The sequence below is a fragment of the Mycolicibacterium cosmeticum genome, assembly GCF_000613185.1.
In the GTDB taxonomy this organism is placed as follows: domain Bacteria; phylum Actinomycetota; class Actinomycetes; order Mycobacteriales; family Mycobacteriaceae; genus Mycobacterium; species Mycobacterium cosmeticum.
Map to the genome: position 1 here is coordinate 280,706 of NZ_CCBB010000002.1, position 25,586 is coordinate 306,291.

General features: G+C 70.2%; 16 protein-coding genes. 14 read left to right on the plus strand and 2 right to left on the minus strand.

Annotation, left to right across the window (positions count from 1 at the left end; all coding sequences use genetic code 11):
* The first annotated feature begins 30 nt into the window (after positions 1–30).
* Genes fabG1 through BN977_RS16650 form a run of 3 tightly spaced genes read left to right on the plus strand, consistent with a single transcriptional unit; the run spans position 31 to position 2,681 of the window.
* Positions 31–783, plus strand: coding sequence for a 3-oxoacyl-ACP reductase FabG1 (fabG1, locus tag BN977_RS16640; RefSeq protein ID WP_024453942.1), 753 nt, complete (start codon positions 31–33; stop codon positions 781–783).
* Between the two features lie 53 nt (positions 784–836).
* Positions 837–1,646 carry an NADH-dependent enoyl-ACP reductase InhA gene (inhA, locus tag BN977_RS16645; RefSeq protein ID WP_024453943.1) on the plus strand — a complete coding sequence of 270 codons (810 nt, stop codon included), beginning with the start codon at positions 837–839 and terminating at the stop codon, positions 1,644–1,646.
* Positions 1,647–1,655: 9 nt separating this feature from the next.
* Positions 1,656–2,681, plus strand: a complete 1,026-nt coding sequence (locus tag BN977_RS16650) for a ferrochelatase (protein ID WP_036399699.1) — start codon at positions 1,656–1,658, stop codon at positions 2,679–2,681.
* Positions 2,682–2,686: 5 nt separating this feature from the next.
* Here BN977_RS16650 and BN977_RS16655 read toward each other — a convergent pair whose 3' ends face one another.
* The gene (locus BN977_RS16655; RefSeq protein WP_036399701.1) at positions 2,687–3,535 is read right to left on the minus strand and encodes an Rv1486c family protein; all 849 of its coding nucleotides are present in this window, start codon (positions 3,533–3,535) and stop codon (positions 2,687–2,689) included.
* Between the two features lie 89 nt (positions 3,536–3,624).
* Here BN977_RS16655 and BN977_RS16660 point away from each other — a divergent pair, with 89 nt between their 5' ends.
* From BN977_RS16660 to BN977_RS16670, 3 genes are all read left to right on the plus strand, one after another.
* Positions 3,625–4,056, plus strand: coding sequence for an NfeD family protein (locus tag BN977_RS16660; protein WP_024453946.1), 432 nt, complete (start codon positions 3,625–3,627; stop codon positions 4,054–4,056).
* Positions 4,057–4,076: 20 nt separating this feature from the next.
* A complete protein-coding gene (locus tag BN977_RS16665) occupies positions 4,077–5,288 on the plus strand; it encodes an SPFH domain-containing protein (protein WP_024453947.1) in 1,212 nt (403 codons plus the stop codon).
* A gap of 161 nt (positions 5,289–5,449) precedes the next feature.
* The gene (locus BN977_RS16670) at positions 5,450–6,826 is read left to right on the plus strand and encodes a hypothetical protein (RefSeq protein ID WP_131590149.1); all 1,377 of its coding nucleotides are present in this window, start codon (positions 5,450–5,452) and stop codon (positions 6,824–6,826) included.
* 6 nt (positions 6,827–6,832) lie between these two features.
* Here the strand turns inward: BN977_RS16670 and BN977_RS16675 are convergent, their stop codons facing one another.
* Positions 6,833–7,546: a TVP38/TMEM64 family protein gene (locus BN977_RS16675; RefSeq protein ID WP_036399706.1), complete on the minus strand. Its 714-nt coding sequence runs from the start codon at positions 7,544–7,546 to the stop codon at positions 6,833–6,835.
* A gap of 187 nt (positions 7,547–7,733) precedes the next feature.
* Here BN977_RS16675 and mutA point away from each other — a divergent pair, with 187 nt between their 5' ends.
* The 8 genes from mutA (at position 7,734) to BN977_RS16715 (ending at position 25,568) form a co-directional block, all read left to right on the plus strand.
* On the plus strand, positions 7,734–9,554 hold the full coding sequence (gene mutA, locus BN977_RS16680) for a methylmalonyl-CoA mutase small subunit (RefSeq protein WP_024453950.1): 1,821 nt from the start codon (positions 7,734–7,736) through the stop codon (positions 9,552–9,554).
* A gap of 1 nt (position 9,555) precedes the next feature.
* A complete protein-coding gene (scpA, locus tag BN977_RS16685) occupies positions 9,556–11,808 on the plus strand; it encodes a methylmalonyl-CoA mutase (RefSeq protein ID WP_024453951.1) in 2,253 nt (750 codons plus the stop codon).
* Positions 11,808–12,794 carry a methylmalonyl Co-A mutase-associated GTPase MeaB gene (gene meaB / locus BN977_RS16690; RefSeq protein WP_036399708.1) on the plus strand — a complete coding sequence of 329 codons (987 nt, stop codon included), beginning with the start codon at positions 11,808–11,810 and terminating at the stop codon, positions 12,792–12,794. Before scpA ends, meaB begins: the two co-directional genes overlap by 1 nt.
* A gap of 147 nt (positions 12,795–12,941) precedes the next feature.
* On the plus strand, positions 12,942–14,237 hold the full coding sequence (gene lipL, locus BN977_RS16695) for an esterase/beta-lactamase LipL (RefSeq protein WP_407661198.1): 1,296 nt from the start codon (positions 12,942–12,944) through the stop codon (positions 14,235–14,237).
* A gap of 759 nt (positions 14,238–14,996) precedes the next feature.
* Entirely contained in the window at positions 14,997–21,275 is a 6,279-nt protein-coding gene (gene pks2 / locus BN977_RS16700) for a sulfolipid-1 biosynthesis phthioceranic/hydroxyphthioceranic acid synthase (RefSeq protein WP_036399712.1), read from the plus strand.
* Positions 21,276–21,337: 62 nt separating this feature from the next.
* Entirely contained in the window at positions 21,338–22,795 is a 1,458-nt protein-coding gene (locus tag BN977_RS32445; protein ID WP_165576344.1) for a condensation domain-containing protein, read from the plus strand.
* A gap of 29 nt (positions 22,796–22,824) precedes the next feature.
* Positions 22,825–24,207, plus strand: coding sequence for a hypothetical protein (locus BN977_RS32450; RefSeq protein ID WP_051561674.1), 1,383 nt, complete (start codon positions 22,825–22,827; stop codon positions 24,205–24,207).
* 11 nt (positions 24,208–24,218) lie between these two features.
* The gene (locus tag BN977_RS16715) at positions 24,219–25,568 is read left to right on the plus strand and encodes a hypothetical protein (protein ID WP_051561595.1); all 1,350 of its coding nucleotides are present in this window, start codon (positions 24,219–24,221) and stop codon (positions 25,566–25,568) included.
* The last annotated feature ends 18 nt before the right edge of the window (positions 25,569–25,586 follow it).

Sequence of the window (25,586 nt, forward strand, 5' to 3'; positions counted from 1 at the left end):
AACGGTGGGCTTGGCGATAGGTTTGGCGGCATGAGTGACGGTGAAGTCTCGCAACCCTCGGCTGGTCGTCCGCCCTTCGTGTCGCGCTCGGTGTTGGTGACCGGTGGCAACAGGGGCATCGGCCTGGCGATCGCGCAGCGACTGGCCGCCGACGGCCACAAGGTCGCGGTCACCCATCGCGGATCCGGTGCCCCGGAGGGGCTGTTCGGCGTCGAGTGCGACGTCACCGACAACGCGGCCGTCGACCGCGCGTTCACCGAGGTCGAGGAGCACCAGGGCCCGGTCGAGGTGCTGGTCTCCAACGCGGGCATCTCCAAGGACGCCTTCTTGATGCGGATGACCGAGGAGCGGTTCACCGAGGTCATCAACGCCAACCTGACCGGGGCGTTCCGGGTGACCCAGCGGGCCTCGCGCAGCATGCAGCGCAAGCGCTTCGGCCGGATCATCTACATCGGCTCGGTGTCGGGGATGTGGGGGATCGGCAACCAGGCCAACTACGCGGCCGCCAAGGCCGGGCTGATCGGCATGGCCCGGTCCATCTCCCGCGAGCTGTCCAAGGCCGGCGTCACCGCCAACGTCGTGGCACCGGGCTACATCGACACCGAGATGACCCGCGCGCTGGACGAACGGATCCAGGAGGGCGCGCTGGACTTCATCCCGGCCAAGCGGGTCGGTACCGCCGAGGAGGTCGCCGGCGTGGTGAGCTTCCTGGCGTCCGAGGATGCCTCCTACATCGCCGGCGCGGTCATCCCGGTCGACGGCGGCATGGGCATGGGTCACTGACGGCGGCCGTCGCCAGAACTTCTCGAATTCGCGCGAACAGTAAGGACTTTCACATGGCAGGGCTTCTCGAAGGCAAGCGCATCCTCGTCACGGGGATCATCACCGACAGCTCGATCGCGTTCCACATCGCCAAGGTGGCGCAGGAGGCCGGCGCCGAACTGGTGCTGACCGGTTTCGACCGGCTCAAGCTCATCCAGCGCATCGCCGACCGGCTGCCGAATCCGGCTCCCTTGCTGGAACTCGACGTGCAGAACCAGGAGCACCTGGACTCGCTGGCGGGCCGGGTGTCCGAGGTGATCGGGGCGGACAACAAGCTCGACGGCGTGGTGCACTCGATCGGTTTCATGCCGCAGAGCGGGATGGGCATCAACCCGTTCTTCGACGCCCCGTACGAGGATGTCGCCAAGGGCATCCACATCTCCGCCTACTCCTATGCCTCGCTGGCGAAGGCCTTGCTGCCCATCATGAATCCCGGCGGCGGGATCGTGGGCATGGACTTCGACCCGACCCGCGCGATGCCGGCCTACAACTGGATGACCGTCGCCAAGAGCGCCCTGGAATCGGTGAACCGGTTCGTCGCCCGCGAGGCGGGGCCCTACGGGGTGCGCTCGAATCTCGTTGCCGCGGGCCCCATCCGGACGCTGGCGATGAGCGCCATCGTCGGCGGTGCGCTCGGTGCCGAGGCCGGTGACCAGATGCGGCTGCTGGAGGAGGGCTGGGACCAGCGCGCCCCGATCGGCTGGAACATGAAGGACCCCACCCCGGTCGCCAAGACCGTGTGTGCGCTGCTGTCGGACTGGCTGCCCGCCACCACGGGCACCATCATCTATGCCGACGGTGGCGCCAGCACCCAGTTGCTGTAGCGATATCCGATGAACTTCGACGCGGTCCTGCTGCTGTCCTTCGGTGGCCCGGAGGGGCCCGAGCAGGTCATGCCGTTCCTGGAGAACGTCACCAGGGGCCGTGGCGTGCCGCCGGAGCGGCTGGCGGCGGTCGCCGAGCACTACCTGCATTTCGGGGGAGTGTCGCCGATCAACGGCATCAACCGGGAACTGATCGGCGCGATCGAGACCGAGATCGCGGCGCGCGGCTGGGATCTGCCGGTGTACTTCGGCAACCGCAACTGGGAGCCCTATGTGGAGGACACCGTTGCGACCATGCGCGACAACGGTGTTCGGCATGCGGCGGTGTTCACCACCTCGGCCTGGGGCGGTTATTCCGGTTGTGTGCAGTACCAGGAGGACATCGCGCGGGGTCGCGCCGCGGCCGGCTCGGCCGCCCCTGAACTGACCAAACTGCGCCAGTACTTCGATCATCCGCTGCTGATCGAGATGTTCGCCGACGCCGTGCGCGACGCCGCGGCCACCCTCGCGCCGGACCTGCGCGACCGGGCCCGGCTGGTGTTCACCGCGCATTCCATTCCGCTGCGCGCCGCCTCGCGGTGCGGCCAGGACCTATATCAGCGCCAGGTCGGCCATACCGCGCGCCTGGTCGCCGCCGCGGCCGGGTACGACGACTACGACCAGGTGTGGCAATCCCGGTCCGGCCCCCCGCAGGTGCCCTGGCTGGAACCCGATGTCGGCGACCATCTGGAGGCGCTGGCGCAGGCCGGCACCGAGGCGGTCATCGTGTGCCCGGTCGGCTTCGTCGCCGACCACATCGAGGTGGTGTGGGACCTGGACAACGAACTGGCCGAGCAGGCCGCGGCCGCGGGGATCGCGTTCGCGCGGGCCGGCACGCCGAACGCGCAGCCCCGATTCGCCCGACTGGCAATGGATCTGGTCGACGAGGCCCAGCGCGGCCTGCCGCCGGTGCGCGCCGGTGGCGCCGACCCGGTGCCCGGTTACGGCTTCAGCACCAACGGTGCCGTCTGCACGCCGGGGTGCGTCGCCGGCTGACGCCGCTACCTGCGCCAGGCCGAATACATGATCGCGCTGACCGCGGCCAGCCGCGCCGAGCGCACCACCGAGGACAGCGGCCGCAGGGTATCGCTGGCGATCTGCATGGCCGATGAGCTCTGCAGCCCGATCGGCATCAGCCCGGAGCTGACGGTGATGATGGCGTCCACGTGCGCGGCGTTCTCCAGCACCCGCAAGGCCCGCTCCGGTGCGTGCTCGGGCGCGCGATGCAGCCGGGTGGCCTCCAGCAGTTGCTCCACCATGCCGCGCGGATCGTCCACGTCGGCGGCGTCGGCGCCGGCCCGCAGCGCACCGAGCGCGTCGGCGGCCGCGCGCACCGCGGAGCGCAGGGTGTACTCGGCCTCACCGAGGTCGAGGTGCTCCACGACGCCCGGCGCCGGCACCGAGTACACGGTCCAGGCAAGGGAAATCGGGTCCGGCTCGTAGTCGGGGTCGTCGAGATCGTCGTAGTCGAACTCGGGCACCAGGCCGACGGCGCCCGCCGGATCCTGGCCGATGATGATGGCCTCGCCGATGGTGATGGCATCGCGCTGGAACTGCGTGCCCGCCGGCAGACCCCGGACATCGCCGGGCACCGGCAGCACCAGTGTCAGCGCCGGCGCGCCCGTCTGCGGGCCGGCCGCGGTGCGCATGGTCTGCAGCAGCGACATGGTGCCGGAATGGAACAGGTCCGGCCAGGGCAACCCGGTGCAGCCGGCCGCCACCGAGTCATACGCGGTCACCGAATGCTTTGGCGCCCATTGGGATAACGCGTCCAGGACGTCGTCGGGCGCGGCCACCCCCGCGAGCCAGGAGTTGACCCATACAGACAGAGAAGCACTCGGGCACCACATGATGCTCGCAGTGTAATTGCTGGTGAGACATCCGGCCTGATGGCCCGCGGAACGGCAACGGGCGGGTCGAAAACCGCTAATGTTCCTGTATGCCCGCTTTGATCTGGCTGGTTGCGGCACTGGCGCTGGCCGGTGCGGAGGCGCTGACAGGTGACTTCTTCCTGCTCATGCTCAGCGGTGGCGCACTGGCCGCCACCGGGACCAGCTTCTTCTTCGACTGGCCGATCTGGGCCGACGGTGCGGTGTTCCTGGTCGTGTCGGTGCTGCTGCTGGTGCTGGTCCGGCCCGCGCTGCGGCGCCGGTTCACCGCCGGCACCGGCCTGCCGGAACCGGTGAAGGCGCTGGAGGGCAAGAGCGCGCTGGTGCTGGACAAGGTGGCGCGCCATCAGGGACAGGTCAAGCTCGACGGAGAGGTCTGGACGGCCCGGCCCCTCAACGACAACGATGTGTTCGAACCCGGCGACCACGTCACCGTCATCCGCATCGACGGTGCCACCGCGGTCGTCTACAAGACCATCTGATCTCGGGGAAGGAGCCCGCCATGGAAGGTGCTGTCGCCGGCCTCGTGTTGTTGGCCGTTCTGGTGTTGTTCGCCATCGTCGTGGTGGCCAAATCGGTGGCCCTCATACCGCAGGCCGAGGCCGCCGTCATCGAACGGCTGGGCCGATACAGCAAGACCGTGTCCGGTCAGCTGACCCTGCTGCTGCCGTTCGTCGACAAGATCCGCGCCAGGGTGGACCTGCGCGAGCGCGTGGTGTCCTTCCCGCCGCAACCGGTGATCACCGAGGACAACCTCACGGTCAACATCGACACCGTCGTGTACTTCCAGGTGACCAACCCCCAGGCCGCCGTCTACCAGATCAGCAACTACATCGTCGGCGTCGAGCAGCTGACCACCACCACGCTGCGCAACGTCGTCGGCGGCATGACCCTGGAGCAGACCCTGACCTCGCGTGACTCGATCAACGGGCAGCTGCGCGGCGTGCTCGACGAGGCCACCGGCCGGTGGGGTCTGCGGGTGGCCCGGGTGGAGCTGCGCAGCATCGATCCGCCGCCGTCCATCCAGGACTCGATGGAAAAGCAGATGCGCGCCGATCGCGAGAAGCGCGCCATGATCCTCACCGCCGAGGGCAGCCGGGAAGCGGCCATCAAGGCCGCGGAGGGCCAGAAGCAGGCGCAGATCCTGGCGGCCGAGGGCGCCAAGCAGGCCGCGATCCTGGCCGCCGAGGCCGACCGGCAATCCCGGATGCTGCGGGCGCAGGGTGAGCGGGCGGCCGCCTACCTGCAGGCGCAGGGCCAGGCCAAGGCCATCGAGAAGACCTTCGCGGCGATCAAGAAGGGCCGCCCGACCCCGGAGATGCTGGCCTACCAGTACCTGCAGACGCTGCCGCAGATGGCCAAGGGGGAGGCCAACAAGGTGTGGCTGGTGCCCAGCGACTTCGGTTCGGCGCTGCAGGGATTCACCAAACTGCTGGGTGCTCCCGGCGAGGACGGCGTGTTCCGCTACACCCCGTCGCCGGTGGACGACACGCCCAGTACCGACGACGACGAAGAGGTCGCCGACTGGTTCTCCACCGACACCGACCCGGCCATCGCCCAGGCCGTGGCGCGGGCCGAGGCCGAGGCCCGCTCGTCCACGCCGCCGCTGGGCGCTCCGGCGTCGCTGCCGCCCACTCCGCCGGCGGCCCCGGTCGACGCGGCGACCCAGCAGCTGCCCGGCGGCCCGTACCCGGGCGGAGCGCACCGCGCATAGCGGGTCACGAGCCGGTGACGGTCGATGTGGATTCGCCGGGATTTCGCTGAACACGTCGATAATTTGTCCGCGGTGACATATCTTATGATTGCCGGAGCCCGTTATGTGAAATGCGGCCGGTATTCGGCGACCGGCGAAACTGGGGTGCGAGGAACGATGTCATGAGGCGGATGCGCAGTGCGATGAGCGTGTGCGCGGTGTCGGCGACGTTGTTCCTCGGAGGCGGTGGATTCCTCGGCTCGACGGCGGTTGCGATTGCCGACACCGGCACCGACGGCGGTGGGTCGTCCTCGCAGACCGGTACCGGCGGCGAAACCTCGACCGGTTCGCCGACCTCGCCCACCTCGCCGAGCACCACCACGAAGAACCTCCGGCCGGGTGCGGTCATCGCCGGCATCCAGGACCGCGTCCGGACCACCATCCGGGACTTCACCGGGGCGTTCGGCGGGGCCGGCACCACGCACCAGACGCCGAAGGTGACCATCTTCCCGCCGCCGCGCTCGCAGCAGACGGCCGCGGGCGACGCCGGCGACACCACCGGTACCGGACAGACCTCGTCGTCGACCGACGAGAAGGGCACCACCGCGCCGGACCCGACCACCGATCCCACCGCGGGCGGCGCGCCGTCGACGGAACCGTCGACCACACCGTCCACGACGACCTCCACTGCGCCGAAGCCCAAGCCGGCGTCCCCGTTCTCGTTCAAACCGCCGCCGGTGAACCAGCTGGCGTCCTCGGTGTCCGGTTCGTTCAACGCGGCCGCCAATTCCGCCAGGGACGCCTTCGACGCGCTCCCGGCCCTGCTGGCGACGCTGCCGACGTCCACCAACCCGGTCGGCGACGTGCTGGCCACCGTGCAGTCCGTGCTGACGTCGGTGGGCGAATCGGTCACCACCATCACCGAGATCCCCGGTGACCTCTCCACGCTGCTCGGGTTCCCGGCCACCTCGACGCCGCCCGTCGCCGCCGTCGGCGGTAGCGCCGACGCCCTGCGGGAGACCGGGCCCGCGGCCACCCCGATGGACCTGCTGCCGGTGCTGCTGGCGCCGGCCCCCGCGGCCCCCGCCCTCGTGACGCCGGCCGCGCCCGTCGCGGCACCGCCGGCTTTCGCCGGCACCGCGTCGGTCGGGCTGAGCCAGGAACTGTCCCGGACCGAGCCGCTGGCGTTGCACGGCGTGAGCTCGACCGGGTCCACGGCGTCGGTCCTGGAGCGCGCGGTCAGCAAGATGCTCGTGCCGGTGTCCATCGCGGCGCTGGCCGCCCTCGCCCTGCCGGGTCTGGGGGGCCTGCTGGTGGTGTCCGGCGTCGGCGTGCGGATCGGCTACCGGCAGGCCAAGGCGAATTTCGTCATGCAGGCCTCGGGCATCGCCCGCTTCGCCGGCCCCGGACCGCTGGGCGTCGTCCGTTCGGGTTCGTTCATCGCGCTGTCCAAGCGCGCCGGGGCGGTGTCCGAACGCGCCGCGCGCCGGCAGGCGTCGCACGGCCGCCAGGCCGCCGCGGTGCCGCTGTCGGCCGTGGCGTTCGACCAGGCCGCCTGATCCGCCTCAGTCCGCGGACCGGTCCCGGTGGTGGCGCCGGTGCGCCCGGATCTCGTAGATCAGCCCGGCCACCCCGAGAGCGGCCGTACAGAGCGACACCAGGAACAACAGCGGGCTGATATTGCCGGTCAGGGCGTCGCCCAGGATCACGATTGCCGCGGTTCCCGGAGCCAGCCCGACGACCGTCGCCAGGGTGTAGGGCAACACCCGCACCGCCGACGCTCCCGCGGCGTAGTTGAGCACCGAGAACGGCACGGCCGGGATCATCCGCATGGACAACACCGACACCCAGCCGCGCTCACGAAGCCGGGCATCCAACGAGTCCACCCGCGGATGCCGGACCAGCTTGCTCAGTTGCCAGCCCGCCGCCCGCACCAGCACCAGCGCCAGCACCGCGCTCAGGGCACTGGCGACCACGGCGATGGACACACCGAGCCAGGGGCCGAACAACAGGCCGGCGGCCAGGGTGAAGGCGGTCCTGGGGAACGGGAACACCGTCACCACGACATGAGCCGCGAAGAACGCCAACGGAAACCACGGACCCACCGAGGTGGCCCAGTCGCGTAGCTGCACCGCGCTCGGCAACGGCACCCACACTGCCAGTGCGACGAGAATCACAGCGGCCGCCGAAATGGCCATCACCCGGCGGCGGGGTAGTTGCGCCGCCGCCGATGTCACTGCGGCCCAGACCGTGCGCAACGTGCTGGCGGCGGCGTTCACGTCTGCCAAGACTACGGGGCGCCCGGAAGCGATGCCGGTCACGCTACTGATCAGTAGCCTTTGCCCGCCCGACGCTGCCGTGATACCGATCATTTAGCCTCAGGTGAGAAGGCCCCAATCACACCTGGCTAGTCTAACTAGGTCAGACAGGGCTTGACCCCAAGCCGCGACAACCCAGGAGCCGCGAGTGTCCTCGAGCGTCATTGAATCGGATCGCGCGCGCTGGCGGTCCGGTGTGGCCGGTGTGCTGGCCAAGAGCAGCCGCCGCGACCCGGCGGAACTGCCCGCCGAGCCCGAACGTCTGCTCGACTCACCCACCTACGAAGGCTTCCCGGTGCGGCCGCTGTACACCGCCCTGGACGAACGTGCCGAGGCGCCGTTGCCGGGGCAGTGGCCGTACACCCGCGGTGCCGACGCGCTGCGTGACGTGCACGCCGGCTGGAAGGTCGCCGAGGTGTTCCCGCTGCCCGGCCAGACCGCCGGCACCGAGGGCAACGCCACCGTGCTGGGCGCCCTCACCGACGGGGTGAGCGCGCTGCAGCTGCGCGGGATCCGGCCCGCGGAGCTGGACCGGTTGCTCGAAGGCGTGTTCCTGGACCTGGTGCCGGTGATCCTCGACGCCGGTGCCGATTACCGCGCCGCCGCCGACGCCGTGCTGAGCCTGCTCGGCGGATTCGACGACGAACAGCGCGCCCGGCTGTCGGTGGACCTGGGCGCCGATCCGCTGACCGCTGCGCTGAGCGGCGCCCCGGCGGCGACCCTCGACGAGGTGGTCACGGTGGCGGGCAACGCCGTTGCCTACCGCGGTGGGGTGCGGGCCGTGACGGTCGACGGACCCGCGCTGCACAATCTGGGGGCCAGCGCGTCGTGGGAGCTGGCCGGTGCCGTCGCGGCCGGGGTGGCCTACCTGCGCGCCCTGACCGAGGCCGGGCTGCCGGTGGCCGAAGCCCTCGGCCAGGTCAGCTTCCGGTTCGCCGCCGACGACGACCAGTTCCTCACGATCGCCAAACTGCGTGCCGCGCGGACACTTTGGGCGCGGGTGGCCGAGGTCGTCGGTGCCGGCGACGCGGGCGCCGCGACCATCCACGCCGTCACGTCGGCGCCGATGATGAGCCAGCGGGACCCGTGGACGAACATGCTGCGCACCACGGTCGCCGCCTTCGCCGCCGGTGTCGGCGGCGCCGACACCGTGCTGGTGCAGCCGTTCGACTCGGCCATCCCCGGCGGTCTGCCCGGCACCGCGGCCAGCTTCTCGCGCCGCATGGCGCGCAACACCCAGTTGTTGCTGCTGGAAGAGTCGCACCTGGGCCGGGTGCTGGACCCGGCGGGCGGCTCCTGGTTCGTCGAGGACCTCACCGCCGGCCTGGCCGAGCAGGCCTGGGCGCATTTCCAGGACCTCGAGCGCCGCGGTGGTTTCGCCACCGCCCAGGAGCACCTGACCGCGCAGATCGCCGAGACCCGGGACCTCCGCGCGGCGGACATCGCGCACCGTCGCAAGGCTCTCACCGGAGTCAACGAGTTCCCCAACCTGGCCGAGAAACCGCTTCCCGCGGTCGATTCGGCCCCGGGGGTGCTGCGCTACGGCGCCGGTTTCGAAGCGCTGCGCGACCGCTCCGATGCCTTCCTGAGCGCGCACGGTGCCCGCCCGAAGGTGCTGCTGCTCCCGCTGGGACCGCTCGCCGAGCACAACATCCGCACCACCTTCGCATCCAACCTGCTGGCCGCCGGCGGCATCGAGGCGGTCAACCCCGGCACCGTCGACGCGGCCGCGGTGGCGGCGGCCGCCGACGGACATACCGTCGCGGTGGTCTGCGGCACCGACGCCCGGTACGGCACCGAGGCCTCGGACGTGGTGGCGGCCGCCCGGGCCGCCGGCCTCACCCAGGTCTACCTGGCCGGACCGGACAAGGCCGTGGCCGGCGCCGAGAACAAGCCGGACGATTACCTGACCGCGAAGATCGATGCGGTGCAAGCGCTTTCGACCCTGCTCACCCGATTGGGGGCCTGACATGACCGCCAGCACAAGCACGGTGCCCAGCTTCGCCGATGTCCCGTTGACCAGTGCGACCACCCCGGCCGCACCCACCGCGGAAGCTGTCGCCGAGCTGACCGCGAACGCCGCGGCCGCGCACGGCTACACCCCCGAACAGCTGGACTGGGTGACCCCGGAGGGCATCGAGGTCAAACCGGTGTACACCGCCGCCGACCGCGACGAGGCCGCCGCGGCCGGCTATCCGTTGAACAGCTTTCCCGGTGAGCCGCCGTTCATCCGCGGTCCCTACCCGACGATGTACGTCAACCAGCCGTGGACCATCCGGCAGTACGCCGGGTTCTCCACCGCCGCGGAATCCAACGCGTTCTACCGCCGCAACCTGGCCGCCGGCCAGAAGGGCCTGTCGGTCGCCTTCGACCTGGCCACCCACCGCGGCTACGACTCCGACCATCCGCGCGTCGCCGGCGACGTCGGCATGGCCGGGGTGGCGATCGACTCGATCCTGGACATGCGCCAGCTGTTCGACGGCATCGACCTGTCCACGGTGTCGGTGTCGATGACGATGAACGGTGCGGTGCTGCCGATCCTGGCGCTGTACGTGGTGGCCGCCGAGGAGCAGGGCGTGCCGCCGGAGAAGCTGGCCGGGACCATCCAGAACGACATCCTCAAAGAGTTCATGGTCCGCAACACCTACATCTATCCGCCGAAGCCCTCCATGCGGATCATCTCCGACATCTTCGGCTACACCAGCGCCAAGATGCCGAAGTTCAACAGCATCTCCATCTCGGGCTATCACATCCAGGAGGCCGGGGCGACCGCCGACCTCGAGCTGGCCTACACGCTGGCCGACGGCGTCGAGTACATCAAGGCCGGCCTCGATGCCGGGCTGGACATCGACAAGTTCGCGCCGCGGCTGTCCTTCTTCTGGGGCATCGGGATGAACTTCTTCATGGAGGTCGCCAAGCTGCGCGCGGGCCGGCTGCTGTGGAGCGAGCTGGTGTCCCAGTTCGACCCGAAGAGCTCGAAATCCCTTTCGCTGCGCACCCATTCGCAGACCTCGGGCTGGTCGCTGACCGCCCAGGACCCGTTCAACAACGTCGCCCGCACCTGTATCGAGGCGATGGCCGCCACCCAGGGGCACACCCAGTCGCTGCACACCAACGCCCTTGACGAGGCGCTGGCACTGCCCACCGACTTCTCCGCCCGAATCGCCCGCAACACCCAGCTGGTGCTGCAGCAGGAGTCCGGCACCACCCGGCCCATCGATCCGTGGGGCGGCTCCTACTACGTGGAGTGGCTCACCCACCAGCTCGCCGAGAAGGCGCGCGCGCATATCGCCGAGGTCGCCGAGCACGGCGGCATGGCGCAGGCGATCGGTGAGGGCATCCCCAAGCTGCGCATCGAGGAGGCCGCCGCGCGCACCCAGGCCCGCATCGACTCCGGCGCCCAGCCGGTGATCGGCGTGAACAAATACCAGGTCGACGAGGACCAGGAGATCGAGGTCCTCAAGGTCGAGAACAGCCGGGTGCGCGCCGAGCAGCTGGCCAAATTGGAGCGACTCCGCGCGGAACGAGACGAGCGCGAGACACAATCCGCACTGGCCGAATTGACCAGGGCTGCAGCGGCATCCGGGCCGGCAGGGGAGGACGGGCTGGGCAACAACCTGCTGGCGCTGGCCATCAACGCCGCCCGGGCGCATGCCACCGTCGGCGAGATCTCCGACGCACTGGAGAAGGTGTACGGCCGGCACCAGGCCGAGATCCGGACCATCTCCGGTGTCTACCGGGACGAGGTGGGGAGCAGCCGAAACGTGACCAGCGCAACGGAATTGGTCGAGAAGTTCGCCGAGGCCGACGGGCGCCGGCCCCGCATCCTGGTGGCCAAGATGGGCCAGGACGGCCACGACCGCGGCCAGAAGGTGATCGCCACCGCCTTCGCCGACATCGGCTTCGACGTGGACGTCGGCTCGCTGTTCTCCACCCCGGAGGAGGTGGCCCAGCAGGCCGCCGACAACGACGTGCACGTCGTCGGGGTGTCCTCGCTGGCTGCCGGTCACCTGACCCTGGTGCCCGCCCTGCGCGACGCACTGGCCGCGGTCGGACGGCCCGACATCATGGTCGTGGTCGGCGGCGTCATCCCGCCCGGGGACTTCGACGAGCTGTACGCGGCGGGCGCGACGGCGATCTTCCCGCCGGGCACCGTGATCGCCGACGCCGCGATCGGCCTGCTCGGCAAGCTGGCCGAGCGGTTGGGTTACCAGCTGAGCTAGTGGCTGCCGACACAGGAGACCTCGCCGCGGCGATCCGCAACGGCGAGCGTGCCGCGCTGGCGCGGGCGATCACGCTGGTCGAGTCGACCAGGGCCGACCACCGCGAGCGCGCCCAGCAGCTGCTGCTGGAGCTGATGCCCGACGCCGGCAAGGCCTTGCACGTGGGGATCACCGGTGTGCCCGGGGTGGGGAAGTCCACCACCATCGAGGCGCTCGGCATGTACCTGATCGAGCACGGTCACCGGGTGGCGGTGCTGGCGGTCGACCCGTCCTCCACCCGCACCGGTGGGTCGATCCTGGGCGACAAGACCCGGATGGCCAAGCTGGCCGTGCACCCGGATGCCTACATCCGGCCGTCGCCGACCTCGGGCACCCTCGGCGGGGTGGCCCGGGCCACCCGCGAGACCATCGTGCTGTTGGAGGCGGCCGGCTTCGACGTCATCCTGGTCGAGACCGTCGGCGTCGGGCAGTCGGAGGTGACGGTCGCCGCGATGGTCGACACATTCGTCTTTTTGACCCTGGCGCGCACCGGTGACCAACTGCAGGGCATCAAGAAGGGTGTGCTGGAGCTCGCCGACGTGGTGGTGGTGAACAAGGCCGACGGTGAGCACGCGGTCGAGGCGAAGGCCGCGGCCCGGGAACTGACGGCGGCGCTGCGCCTGATCTATCCGCGCGAAACGCTCTGGCGCCCACCGGTTCTCACCATGAGCGCACTGACCGGCGACGGTCTGGCGCAGCTGTGGGAGACCATCGAGCGCCACGGTGACGTGCTGCGCGGCGCGGGGGAGTTCGACAGGCGCCGGCGGGCCCAGCAGGTGGAGTGGACCTGGGCGATGGTGCGGGACACCGTGCTGGACCGGGTGCTGTCGCATCCGGCGGTGCGCGCGTTGCGGGCCGACGTGGAGCGCCGGGTGCGCGACGGCGAGCTGACACCGGCGCTGGCCGCACAGCAGATTCTGGCCGCCGCCGACCGGCCCCCGACCTGACCGCAATTTGCCGCCGGAAGTGCCGGCAACCGACCCGAGGCGACACCGGCCGGTGTTTGACCCGGCAACCGCTCGAGCCCGCGCCGGCTTACAGATAGATAACGCTGCTCGATAGTTAGCTGCACGGCGGAGTAAATTATTGTCATTGTGACCCACGCAATGGAGGGCGGGCGCAGCGCGGCGCGGCCCCATGACGACGATCGCGCGGAGCTGCCGCACGGCGTGCACGGGGCGGCCGACCCGAGCTTCGGCGTCGTGGTGCGGGCCTTCGCCCAGCTGTTCCGCCACCCCCGGTTCGGTGGCGGGGCCTTGGCGGTCTACCTGGACGGTGTACCGGTCGTCGATGTGTGGACCGGATGGTCGGACCGGCGCGGTACCCGGCCGTGGACGGCCGACACGGGGGCCATGGTGTTCTCGGCGACCAAGGGTCTGGCCTCCACCGTCATCCACCGCCTCGCAGACCGCGGCCTGATCGACTACGAGGCGCCGGTCGCGCAGTACTGGCCGGAATTCGGTGCCAACGGCAAGGCGGACATCACCGTCCGCGACGCCATGCGGCATCGGGCCGGGCTGTCCCAGCTGGGTTCGGTCACCACGGCCGAGCTGCTCGACCACGAAATCATGGAGCACCGGGTCGCCGCCGCCCGGCCGGGCCTGTTCCGCGGGCGTCCGGCCTACCATGCGCTCACGTACGGCTGGCTGCTGGCCGGGCTGGCGCGCGCGGTGACCGGCTGCGGGATGCGGGACCTGTTCCGGTCGGAGCTGGCCGCCCCCCTCGGTGTCGACGGCCTGCACCTGGGCCGGCCGCCCGGTTCGGCGCCGACACAGCCGGCGCGCATCATCGGGCCGCAGGGCGCGTGGAAGAACCCCGTCTTCGACATGATCGCGCCGCAGGTGGCCGGCCTGCCGTTCTCGGGCGCCTTCGGCGCCATGTACTTCCCGGGGATGCGCTCGATGGTGCAGGGCGACATGCCGCTGCTGGACAGCGAGATGGCCTCGGCCAACGGCGTGGTGACTGCCCGTGCGCTCGCGCGCCTGTACGGCGCCATCGCCAACGGGGGCGAGGTGGACGGCACCCGGTTCCTGTCTCCGGCGCTGGTCGACGGCCTGACCGCGCGCCCGAGCTGGCATCCCGACGGGGCGATGCTGATGCCGATGTCGTTCCACCTCGGCTACCACGGCCTGCCCGTCCCGGGGGTGCTGCCGGGCTTCGGCCACGTGGGTCTGGGCGGCTCGCTGGGCTGGGCCGATCCGGCCTCCGGGCTGGCGTTCGGCTACGTGCACAACCGGTTGTTGACCCCGATGCTCGTGCCTGACCAGGCAGGATTCGTCGCGACCGCGGCGCTGATCCGGCATGCGGCCGGACGGGCCCGCAATCGCGGTTTCGCCGGGATTTCGCAGTTCGGCGCCCCTTTCTCATACCCCTCCCCGGCGGCCGGTTAGAGGCTGCGCGGAGGGCTCCGAAATTTTGCTTGGGGTGTCAACTAACTCGTCGGTAAGGACTTGAGCGGATATTGCTGAGGCTCCGCCCGAGGCCTGGCGCGAGGGCCCCGGGACGCGGCCGTGACCGATGTCACTCCGCGGTTTCGCCGGGTTTCCTGGCCGTCTCGCGGCGGTCGCCATCGTTACTTACGGTTGCGTTGCCATCGGTTGATGTCCGGCTCGCAGCGAGGTGGATGGCGTGGCGCACGGAAACGTATTGCTGGGGCGCATGTTACTCGTGTTTCTGCTGCTAGTGGCGGTGCCGACCGGCGCGTCGGGCGATCGAAGCGGCCCCGGAACGCACGACCGCGACCCCGGTAGCAACCCATTGCCATTAGCTGCACTTATTAGCTGAAATGTGTCATGGCTAATGATGTGCTGACACGAGTGAGATGCGCCATATTTACCACTTGGTCAATTTCTTGGCCTATCCGCAGGTTGCGGGCGTATCCGCAAGTAGCTAGGCGATCTTGATATTGCTCGTGTAGCCTGCGCGTCGCGGCCTTTGAAACTGTAAAGTCCTTTGAGGATTTGCTCGGTTTTTAACGCCATCGTCAACGCAGACGACTACGCTACCGACTCACCGACGAGTCTCGGCACTGAGGCGGGGAAAGGATCTGGGCAGCGCAGTGCGGCGCACATGAGGCAACCGTGGATCCGAGAGCCGTACCTGTCACTCGCTCGTCTTTGAGACACCTGTCCGAAAGAGGTTGGAACTACGTGGTTGAGACACCTGTCACAGCAGTCGCCGTCATCGGGATGGCGGTGCGATTGCCGGGCGGAATCGACTCACCTGAGCAAATGTGGCAAGCGATGCTGCGCGGCGACGACTACGTCACCACCGTTCCGCTGGAGCGCTGGGATGCCGAAGAGCACTACGACCCCGAGCTCGGCGTGCCCGGGCGCTCCGTGTCCAAGTGGGGTGCCTTCCTGGACGACGTCGCCGGGTTCGACGCCGACTTCTTCGGCATCGGTGATCGCGAGGCCACGGCCGCCGACCCGCAGCACCGGCTGCTGCTGGAAACCGCGTGGGAGGCCGTCGAGCACGCGGGCATCGACCCCGCGACCCTGGACGGATCACTGACCGGCGTCTTCATGGGCCTGACGACCAACGATTACCAGTTGATCGCGGCCGACGCGCACGCCATCGAGGGGCCCTACGGCTTCACCCACAACAACTACAGCATGGCTTCGGGCCGCATCGCCTTCCACCTCGGCCTGCGCGGTCCGGCCTTCACCGTCGACTCGGCCTGCTCGTCGGGCCTGCTCGCGCTGCACATGGCCACCCGCAGCCTGCACTACGGCGAGAGCGATCTGGTGCTCGCCGGCGGCGCCCACATCATCTTGGACCCGCGCAAGTACGCCTCGGCGTCGGCGCAGGGCATGCTGTCCGGAACCGGGCGGTGCCGCGCCTTCGACGTGAACGCCGACGGCTTCGTCTTCTCCGAGGCCAGCGCGGTGCTGCTGCTCAAGCGGCTGGCCGACGCCGAACGCGACGGTGACCGCATCCTCGCCGTCGTTCGGGGCACGGCCGCCAACCAGGACGGCCACACCGTCAACATCCTGACCCCGTCGAACGAGTCCCAGACCGCCGTCTACCGGGCCGCGCTGGAGTCCGGTGCCATCGATCCCGGCTCCGTCGGCTTCGTCGAGGCGCACGGCACCGGCACGCCGGTGGGCGACCCGATCGAATTCAAGAGCCTCGCCGACGTCTACGGCGGCACCGGACCCATGGTGATCGGATCGTCGAAGACCAACTTCGGCCACAGCCAGTCGGCGTCCGGCGTGGTCGGCGTGATCAAGAGCGTGCTCGCCCTGCAGCACGGGGTGATCCCGCCCAACCTGCACTTCACCAGGCTGCCCGAGGAGATGGAGCGCCTCGGCACCGAATTCTTCGTGCCCACCGAGACCACGCCGTTCCCCGACAAGGGTGACCAGCCGCGGCGTGCGGCGGTGTCGGCGTACGGCATCTCCGGCTCCAACGCGCACGCGGTGCTGGAGCAGGCTCCGCCGGTCGACGCGGCGCCCGCCGGCGACGGCCACGGGCCGCTGCTGTTCGCGCTGTCGTCCACCTCGGCCGACGAACTGCGCCGCACCGCCGGCCGGCTGGCCGACTGGGTCGCCGCCCACCCCGACGTGGCGCTGCCCGACCTGGCCTACACGCTGGCCCGCCGGCGCTCGCACCGGCCGGTCCGCACCTCCGTGATCGCCGATTCCGTCGACACCCTGCTCACCGAGCTGCGCGGGGTGGCCGACGGCGGTGAGCCCTATCAGCCCGCCGTGGCCGCCGACGACCGCGGTCCGGTGTGGGTTTTCTCCGGGCAGGGCTCGCAGTGGGCCGGGATGGGTGCCGGGCTGCTGGCCGCAGAGCCGGTGTTCGCCGCCACCATCGCCGAACTGGAGCCGCTGATCGCCGCGGAGTCCGGGTTCTCCGTCACCGAGGCGCTGACCGCGCCCGAGACCGTCACCGGGATCGGCAAGGTGCAGCCCACCGTGTTCGCGGTGCAGGCGGCGCTGACGGCCACGCTGAAGTCCTACGGGGTGGTCCCCGGCGCCGTGATCGGGCACTCGATGGGTGAGGTGGCCGCCGCGGTGGCCGCGGACGTGCTCACCCTTGAGGACGCCGTCAAGGTGATCTGCCGGCGCTCCCAGCTGATGAGCCGGGTCGCCGGGACCGGCGCGATGGCCACCGTCGAGTTGCCGGCCAAGCAGGTGCTGTCCGAACTGCAGGCCCGTGGCGTCAACGACGTGGTGCTGGCCGTCGTGGCCTCGCCGACCTCGACCGTGGTCGGCGGCACCAAGGAGTCGGTCCGCGAACTGATCGCCGAGTGGGAGCGCCGCGAGATCATGGCGCGCGAGATCGCCGTGGACGTCGCCTCGCACACCCCGCAGGTCGATCCCATCCTGGACGACCTCGCCGACGCGCTGGCCGACCTGGACCCGGGCGACCCGAGCGTCCCGTACTACTCGGCCACCATGTACGACCCGCGCGACCTGGTCGACTGGGATGCCGACTACTGGGTGGACAACCTGCGCCACACGGTGCGGTTCGCCGCCGCGGTGCAGGCCGCGCTGGAGGACGGCTACCGGGTGTTCAACGAGCTGTCCCCGCATCCGCTGCTGACGCACGCGGTGGACCAGACGGCCCGCTCGCTGGACATCACCTACGCCGCGCTGGCCACCGTGCGCCGCGAACAGGAACTGCCACACGGCCTGCTGTCGGTGGTGGCCGATCTGCACAACGCCGGCGCCAAGGTGGACTTCTCGGTGCTGTACCCGACCGGTCGCCTGGTCGACGCGCCCCTGCCGACCTGGACCCGGCGCCCGCTGATGCTGGTCCGCGACCCCAACGAACTGCCTCCCGGCGGGGCCACCCTGGCCGTGCACCCGCTGCTCGGCGCGCACGTGCGTCTGCCCGAGGAGCCGGAGCGGCACGCCTGGCAGTCCGATGTCGGCACCGGCACCCAACCGTGGCTGGGTGACCACCAGGTGCACGGCGTGGCCGCGCTGCCCGGCGCCGCGTACTGCGAGATGGCGCTGGCGGCGGCCAAGACTGTGCTCGGCGATGCCGCCGAGGTGCACGACATCAGCTTCGACGAGATGCTGCTGCTGGAGGACAGCACGGTGGTGTCCGCGGAGTCCACCGTGGCCGCGCCCGGCCGGGCGACCTTCCTGGTGGAGACCTACCAGCAGGGTGACCAGATCCAGCGGGCCGACGCCCTGCTGCGCGTCGGCGACGCGCAGGCACCCGCCGCGCGCGATATCGACGCGGTGCTGGCCGCCCATCCGACCCGCCTGGACGGCGCCGAACTGCGGTCCTGGTACGGCCAGCGCGGCATCCAGTACGGCCCCGCGTTCGCCGGCCTGGTCGCGGCCTACGTCAACACCGGCGAGGAGGGCCCGCAGGACACGGTGCTCGCCGAGGTCGCCCTGCCCGGGTCGATCCGGTCGCAACAGGCCGCCTACGGTGTGCACCCGGCGCTGCTGGACGCCGCCTTCCAGGCCGTCGGCGCGCACCCGGCGATCTTCGGGGACGTCACCGGTGCGCTGCTGCTGCCGCTGGGCGTGCGCAAGCTGCGGGCGCACGGCTCGACCCGCAACGTCCGGTACTGCCACGCCACGCTGACCAGCGTGACGGCCTCCGGTGTCGAGGTGGACCTGGAACTGCTCGACGAGGACGGCAACGTCGCGTTGTCGGTGACCGGCCTGCGGCTGGGCACCGGCGTCTCGGACACCGGTGCGCTGGAGCGCAGCTTCAACGACCGGCTGCTCACCATCGAGTGGAACGAGCGGGACCTGCCCGAGGTCGACTACGCCAATCCCGGCAGCTGGCTGCTGATCAGCACCTCCGACGCCGCCGACCTGCTGGCCACCAAGCTGGCCGACGCGCTCAAGGGCCACGGGGTGGACGTCACGAGCATGGTGTGGCCGCAACACTCCGACCACGACGCGCAGGCGGTGCGGCTGCGTGAGCTGCTGGATTCGCACGCCTTCGGTGACGTGCTGGTGGTGACGCCGCCGCGCCGCGGCGAGGTCGACGAACTGTCCGGGGTGCGCGGCGGCGACAACGTCCGCCACCTGGTGCACATCGTCCGGGAGCTGCCCGAGGTGGCCGGCCAGGCGCCGCGGTTGCACGTGGTGACCCGCAACGCCCAGACGGTGCTGGCCGACGACGTCGCCAACCTCGACGAGGCCGGCCTGCGCGGCCTGGTGCGGGTGATCAGCACCGAGTACCCGCAGCTGCGGCCCACCCAGATCGACGTCGACGACTACACCGACGCCGCCCACGTCGCCGCGCAGCTGGTGTCCGGCTCCGACGAGGACGAGTCCGCCTGGCGCGGTGGGAAGTGGTACTCGGCACGGCTGGTGCCGGGCCCGCTGCGGCCCGAGGAACGCCGCACCACCGTGGTGAACCCGGCCCGCGACGGCCTGCGCCTGCAGATCCGGACCCCCGGGGACATCGAGACACTGGAACTGGCCGCCTTCGAGCGGGTAGCGCCCGGCCCCGGCCAGATCGAGGTCGCGGTGACCGCGTCGAACCTCAACTTCGCCGACGTGCTGATCGCGTTCGGCCGGTACCCGAGCTTCGAGGGCCGCCAGCCCAAGCTGGGCGGTGACTTCGCCGGTGTGGTGACGGCGGTCGGTCCCGGCGTGGTCGGGCACAAGGTGGGTGACCGGGTCGGTGGCGTGTCCGCCGACGGGACGTGGGCGACGTTCGTCACCTGCGATGCCAACCTGGCCGTCACGCTGCCGCCGGGGCTGCCGACCAACCGGGCCGCGGCGGTGCCCAGTGCGCACGCCACCGCCTGGTACGGCCTGCACGACCTGGCCCGCATCTCGGCGGGGGACAAGGTGCTGATCCACTCCGGCACCGGTGGTGTGGGTCAGGCCGCGATCGCCATCGCGCGGGCGGCGGGCGCGGAGATCTTCGCCACCGCGGGTAGTGAGGCACGGCGAGAACTGTTGCGAGGCATGGGAATCGAGCACGTCTACGACTCCCGCAGCACCGAATTCGCCGAGCAGATCCGGCGCGACACCGACGGCTACGGCGTCGACATCGTGCTCAACTCGCTGACCGGCGCCGCGCAGCGGGCCGGGCTGGAGCTGCTGTCGTTCGGCGGCCGCTTCGTCGAGATCGGCAAGCGCGACATCTACGGCGACACCCGGATCGGACTGTTCCCGTTCCGGCGCAACCTGTCCTTCTACGCCGTCGACCTGGCGTTGCTGTCCCTGACCAACCCGGACACCGTGCACCGCGTGCTGGAGGTCTGCTACCAGCAGATCGCCGACGGGGTGCTGCCGCTGCCGGAGACCACGCACTACCCGCTGCAGGACGGTGCCACCGCCATCCGCGTGATGGGGGCCGCCGAGCACACCGGCAAGCTGGTGCTCGACATCCCGCACGGCGGTCAGATCAACGCGGTGGTGCCTGCCCAGGAAGTGCGGGTCGGCCGGTCGGATTCGGCCTACATCATCACCGGTGGCCTCGGCGGGCTGGGTCTGTTCCTGGCCGAGAAGCTGGGTGCGGCGGGGGTGGGCAGGATCGTGCTCAACGGCCGGTCCGCGCCGTCGCCGTATGCGCTGGAGGTCATCGAGCGGATCCGCCGGGGCGGCACCGAGGTCGAGGTGTCCCTCGGCGACATCGCCGAGCCGGAGACCGCCGAGCGGTTGGTGGTGGCGGCGTGTGCCACCGGTCTGCCGCTGCGCGGTGTGCTGCACGGCGCGGCGGTGGTCGAGGACGCGGCGCTGGTCAACATCTCCGACGAACTCGTCGAGAAGGATTGGGCGCCAAAGGTTTACGGCGCGTGGAACCTGCACACGGCCACGGCGAAGCAGTCGCTGGACTGGTTCTGCGTGTTCTCCTCGGCGGCGGCGCTGGTCGGTTCGCCCGGCCAGGGTGCGTACGCGGCGGCCAACAGCTGGCTGGACGCGTTCACCCACTGGCGGCGCACCAACGGCCTGCCGGCGACAGCCATCGCGTGGGGGCCGTGGTCGGAGATCGGCGCGGGCACCGGCCTGGCCACCGACAGCGGCGAGGCCGCGATCGCCCCGGACGAGGGCGCCTACGCGTTCGACATGCTGCTCCGGCACGACCGCGCCTACACCGGTTACGCTTCGCTGGCGGGGACGTCGTGGATCACCGCGTTCGCCCAGAACACCCGGTTCGCCGAGGCGTTCCGGTCCGCCGGCCCGCGGAGCGGCGGCGCGGGCAGCGCGTTCCTGGCCGAACTGCACGACCTGCCGCGCGAGGAGTGGCCGGCCCGGACCCGCAAGATGGTGGCCGAACAGGTCAGCTTGATCCTGCGGCGTGCGGTCGACCCCGACCGGCCGTTGGCCGAATACGGTCTCGATTCGCTGGGAACGCTGGAGGTACGTACCCGAATCGAAGCCGAAACCGGTATTCGTATTGGTTCAGCAGATATCAGCACCGTTCGGGCGCTGACGGAGCGTCTCGTCGACGCTCTGGCGCCCGGCTCGTCCGTATCGGTCCCGTCGTGAGGCCGGAGAGCGCATCGATGCGCACCCCGTCCGTCGGCGTCGTCCAGGTAGGAGACCAATAAGTGGTTGCGATGAAGCCGATCCAGGAGTGGATCGGTGAACCAGGGGTCGTGATCTCGTGGCACCCGTCCCGCGCATCGCTGGCGAAGGTACGCGAGGCACCGGTCAGCGACGTTCCGACCAGCTATCAGCAGGAACAGCATCTGCTCGCCTACCGCAAGCATGTGGCCGAGGGCACCGACATGGCCCGGCTCATCATCCCCGGCTGGGATGTCCCCGGGCAGTGCGATGTGCGGGCGATGACGCACGTGATCAACGCCTATCTGCGCCGGCACGACACGTTCCACAGCTGGTTCGAGTTCGCCGGCGACGGTGACTCCGGCCAGATCGTGCGGCACACGGTGACCAACCCGCGCGATATCAAGTTCGTGGCCACCGAGCACGGCGAGATGACGGCCGCGCAGTGGCGTGAGCACGTGATGTCCACCCCGGACCCGTGGCAGTGGGACTGCTTCCACTTCGGCGTCATCCAGCGTGCCGACCACTTCACCATCTACCTCAGCGTCGACCACGTGCACACCGACGCGATGTTCATCGGTCTGGCGTTCGTCGAGATCCACATGATGTACGACGCGCTGGTCCGCGGTGAGGCTCCGCTGCAGCTGCCCGAGGCGGGCAGCTACGCCGACTACTGCATCGCGCAGCGCGCCTACACCGCCGGGCTCACCACCGAGTCCGACGAGGTACGCGGGTGGATCGACTTCCTGGAACTCAACGGCGGCACGCTGCCCGGCTTTTCCCTGCCCCTAGGTGATCCGTCCCAGCCGCATTCCGGTGACGTCATCACCATGCAGCTGCTCGACGAGTCCCAGACCGACAAGTTCGAGGCCGCCTGCACGGCGGCGGGCGCGCGGTTCAGCGGTGGGGTGTTCGCCTGCGGAGCGCTGGCGCACGCGGCACTGACGGGGCAGGACACCTATTCGGTGATCACCCCGACGACCACCCGGCGCACCCAGGCCGACTTCATGACCACGGGCTGGTTTACCGGTCTGGTGCCGATCGCCGTTCCGGTGGACGTCAGCTCGTTCGCCGACACCGCGCTGGCCGCGCAGGCGTCCTTCGACGGTGGCATGGACCTGGCGCAGGTGCCGTTCGAGCGGGTGCTGGAGCTGGCCGCCGACGAAGGGGTCGACGGCGTGCGCGCACCGGACCCGGGTGTGCCGATGCTGTCGTTCATCGACGTCGGCATGCTGCTGCCCGGTGTCATCGAGCACTTCCAGAGCCTGGGCGGCCGGATCTACAGTGATCCGCGATCGGCCTACCAGGTGGGCATGTGGGTGAACCGGGCGGAGAAGGAGACGACGGTGACCGTCGCCTTCCCGAACAACTCGATCGCCCGCGAGTCGGTGCTGCGGTACGTGGAAGCGATGCGTGAGGTCTACCTTCGGGTGATCGACGGTCAGGTCCCGGTGGAGTCCTTCGGCGCCGCCGAAACCGATCTCGATCTCAAGACCGCCTGATCGTATTTCGCATGGGAGGTGACGGTGCGATGACGCGTGCCACCACGAAGCCGGAGGCCACCAGCCTGGATACCGCCCGATCGGACAACGTGCTGACGTTCACCGATCAGGTGATGTTCCTGGCCCTGCGCGGCACCGGCGCGGAGGCCGTCGCGCAGGCGAACTGGATCTACGAACATCCGGTGGACTACGACGGGCTGCGCACGTTCTTCGACAATATGGGCTACGGGTTGATGGGCCGGCGTATCGAGCCCTCGCCGTTGCCGTTCGGGCGGCACCGCTGGGTGACGGTGCACGGACCGCAGCACGAGCTCGACATCGCCGAGCCGCGGCCCCGCGCCGCACTCGGTGAATGGGTCGACGAACGCACCGCCATGCCGATCGACCCCGAGTACGGACCGTCCTGGCACATGGGTGTGCTGCCGATGACCGACGGTTCCACCGCGATCTCGCTGACGGCATCGCACTGTGTCGGTGACGGCAGCGCCGGCGTGCTGGCCCTGCTGGAGGCCGCGCACGCGGCGCGGCTGGACCACGGTTTCGGGCCGCCGCGGTCCCGCAGCCGCAGGCAGGCGATCCTCGAGGATCTGCGGGTGACCGCCCGCGGACTACCCGAACTGGGCCGCACCCTGGCCGCCACCGCCAAACTCGCGTACAGCCACCGCAACGACATCTCCCGGTCCGGCGCGGTGCGCCTGAAACCGACCGGCCCGGACCACCTGGTGCAGGTGCCGGTGCTGAGCGTCTTCATGCCCACCGACGAGTGGGACGCCCGCGCGGAAGCCCTTGGCGGCAACAGCTATTCGCTGGTCGCCGGCGTCACGGCCAAGCTGTCCCAGCACCTGGGCCGGCGCCGCGCCGAGGACGGCCTGGTGACCCTCAACGTGCCGCAGGCCGACCGCCAGTTCGGCGACACCCGCGCCAACGCGGTCAAGCTCGCCGATATCACCATCGACCCCGAACACGTCCACACCGACCTGCGCCAGGCCCGTGCGGCGCTCAAGGAAGGCATCACCGCCGCCCGTGAGGCGCCCGACGAGATGCTGCAGTTGTTGCCGCTGGTGCCGTGGGTGCCGAAAAAGGCGGTGCCGAAGGTCGCCGATGTGCTGTTCGGGTTCTCCGCGGATATGCCCGCGTCCTGCTCGAACATGGGGGAGCTGCCGCCCGACGTCGCGCTGGCCGACGGCACCCCCGCCGAGTACATGTTCTTCCGCGGCGTGGACCGCATCGTCACCCGGCACTCGATGGAACAGCGCGGCGGCCTGCTGACCGTGGTGGCGCTGCGGCTCAACGGCACGATCGCGCTGAGCATCGTCGCCTACAAGCCGGGCGCGGCCAACACCAAGCCGTGGTTGCGTGAGCTGATCACCAACACGCTCGCGGAGTTCGGGCTGTCCGGGCGAATCGAGTGACGGGGGCACAGATGGACAACCGGCTCGCCCTGTTCGACGAGGGCATGGTGCGGTCGCTGAACGCCACCGGCCGGATGCAGGCGATCCAGTGCGTCTGGGTGTACGAGCGCCCGATCGACATGGACGGCGTGCGGCGGTTCCACCGCAACTTCGGCTACGGCATGGCCGGCCGGCGTATCGAGCGCTCGCCGCTGCCGTTCGCCCGCTACCGGTGGGTGGCCACCCCTGGACCGGCGTCGCCGCTGGAGATCGCCGACACCCCGATCCCGCGCGAACAGCTCAACGACTGGATCGACTTCCGGTCCCAGATCCACGTCGACGCCGAGGACGGCCCCGGCTGGCATATCGCGGTGCAGCCGCTGGACGACGGTGCGACGGCGATCTGCGTGGTCGGCACGCACTGCCTCGGCGACGGCGTCGGCGCGGCGCTGGCGGTGTGGGCGGCGGTCATCGGCAACAAGATCGAGATCGGCTACCCACCGCCCTTCGCCCGGTCCACCGGCCGGGCGATCCTGGCCGACCTGCGCGAGACGGTGCGTGAGCTGCCACAGGCCGGCCGGGCCGCCGCCAAACTGGTCAAACTGGTCCGGGCCGGGGCCAAGGAGGCCAAGAACGGCGGTACCAACACCACCGGGACCAAGCCGGCCAAGCCGAAGTTCGTGGGCCCCGACGAGCCCGTGGTGATGCCGTGGACGTCGGTGTGGATCGAGCCCGAACTGTGGGACGAGCGGGCCCGCGCGCTGGGCGGCAACACCTATGCGCTGTTGGCCGGCATCGCGGCCCGGCTGGGCGAGCGGACGGGCCGTACCGGGCCCGACGGCGAGGTGACCCTGCTGATCGCGATGGCCGATCGCGGTGACAAGGACTTCCGTGCCAACGCGATGTCGCTGACCAGCGTCAAGGTCGATCCCACGCCGGTGACCAAGGACCTGACCCCCGCCCGCGCGGCGGTGCGCGAGGCCATCAAGAACACCAAGGAGACCCCCAACCCGCTGCTCGACGTGCTACCGCTGGTGCCGTTGCTGCCGCGCAAGGCGGTGCGGTTGCTGGCCGACAGCATCGTGGGCGCCGACGACCTGCCCGTGACGTGTTCGAATGTCGGGATGATGCCCGAGGAGCTGACCATGGTGGACGGCACCCCGGCCGACTTCACCGTGTTCAGAGGGGTCGATCAGGGGCTCACCCGGCGCTTCCTGGAGCACGCCGGTGGCCAGCTGGTTGTGGTTTCGGTGCTCGTAGGTGGCAAAATCAACATCGGCGTCGAGGCGTATCAGCCCGGTGCCGAAAACTCGAAGGCGCGTTTGCGGGAGTTGGTCGCCGAGACGCTGGCCGAATTCGAACTCACCGGCGAGATCAGGTAGCAGTACACCGTGATGACT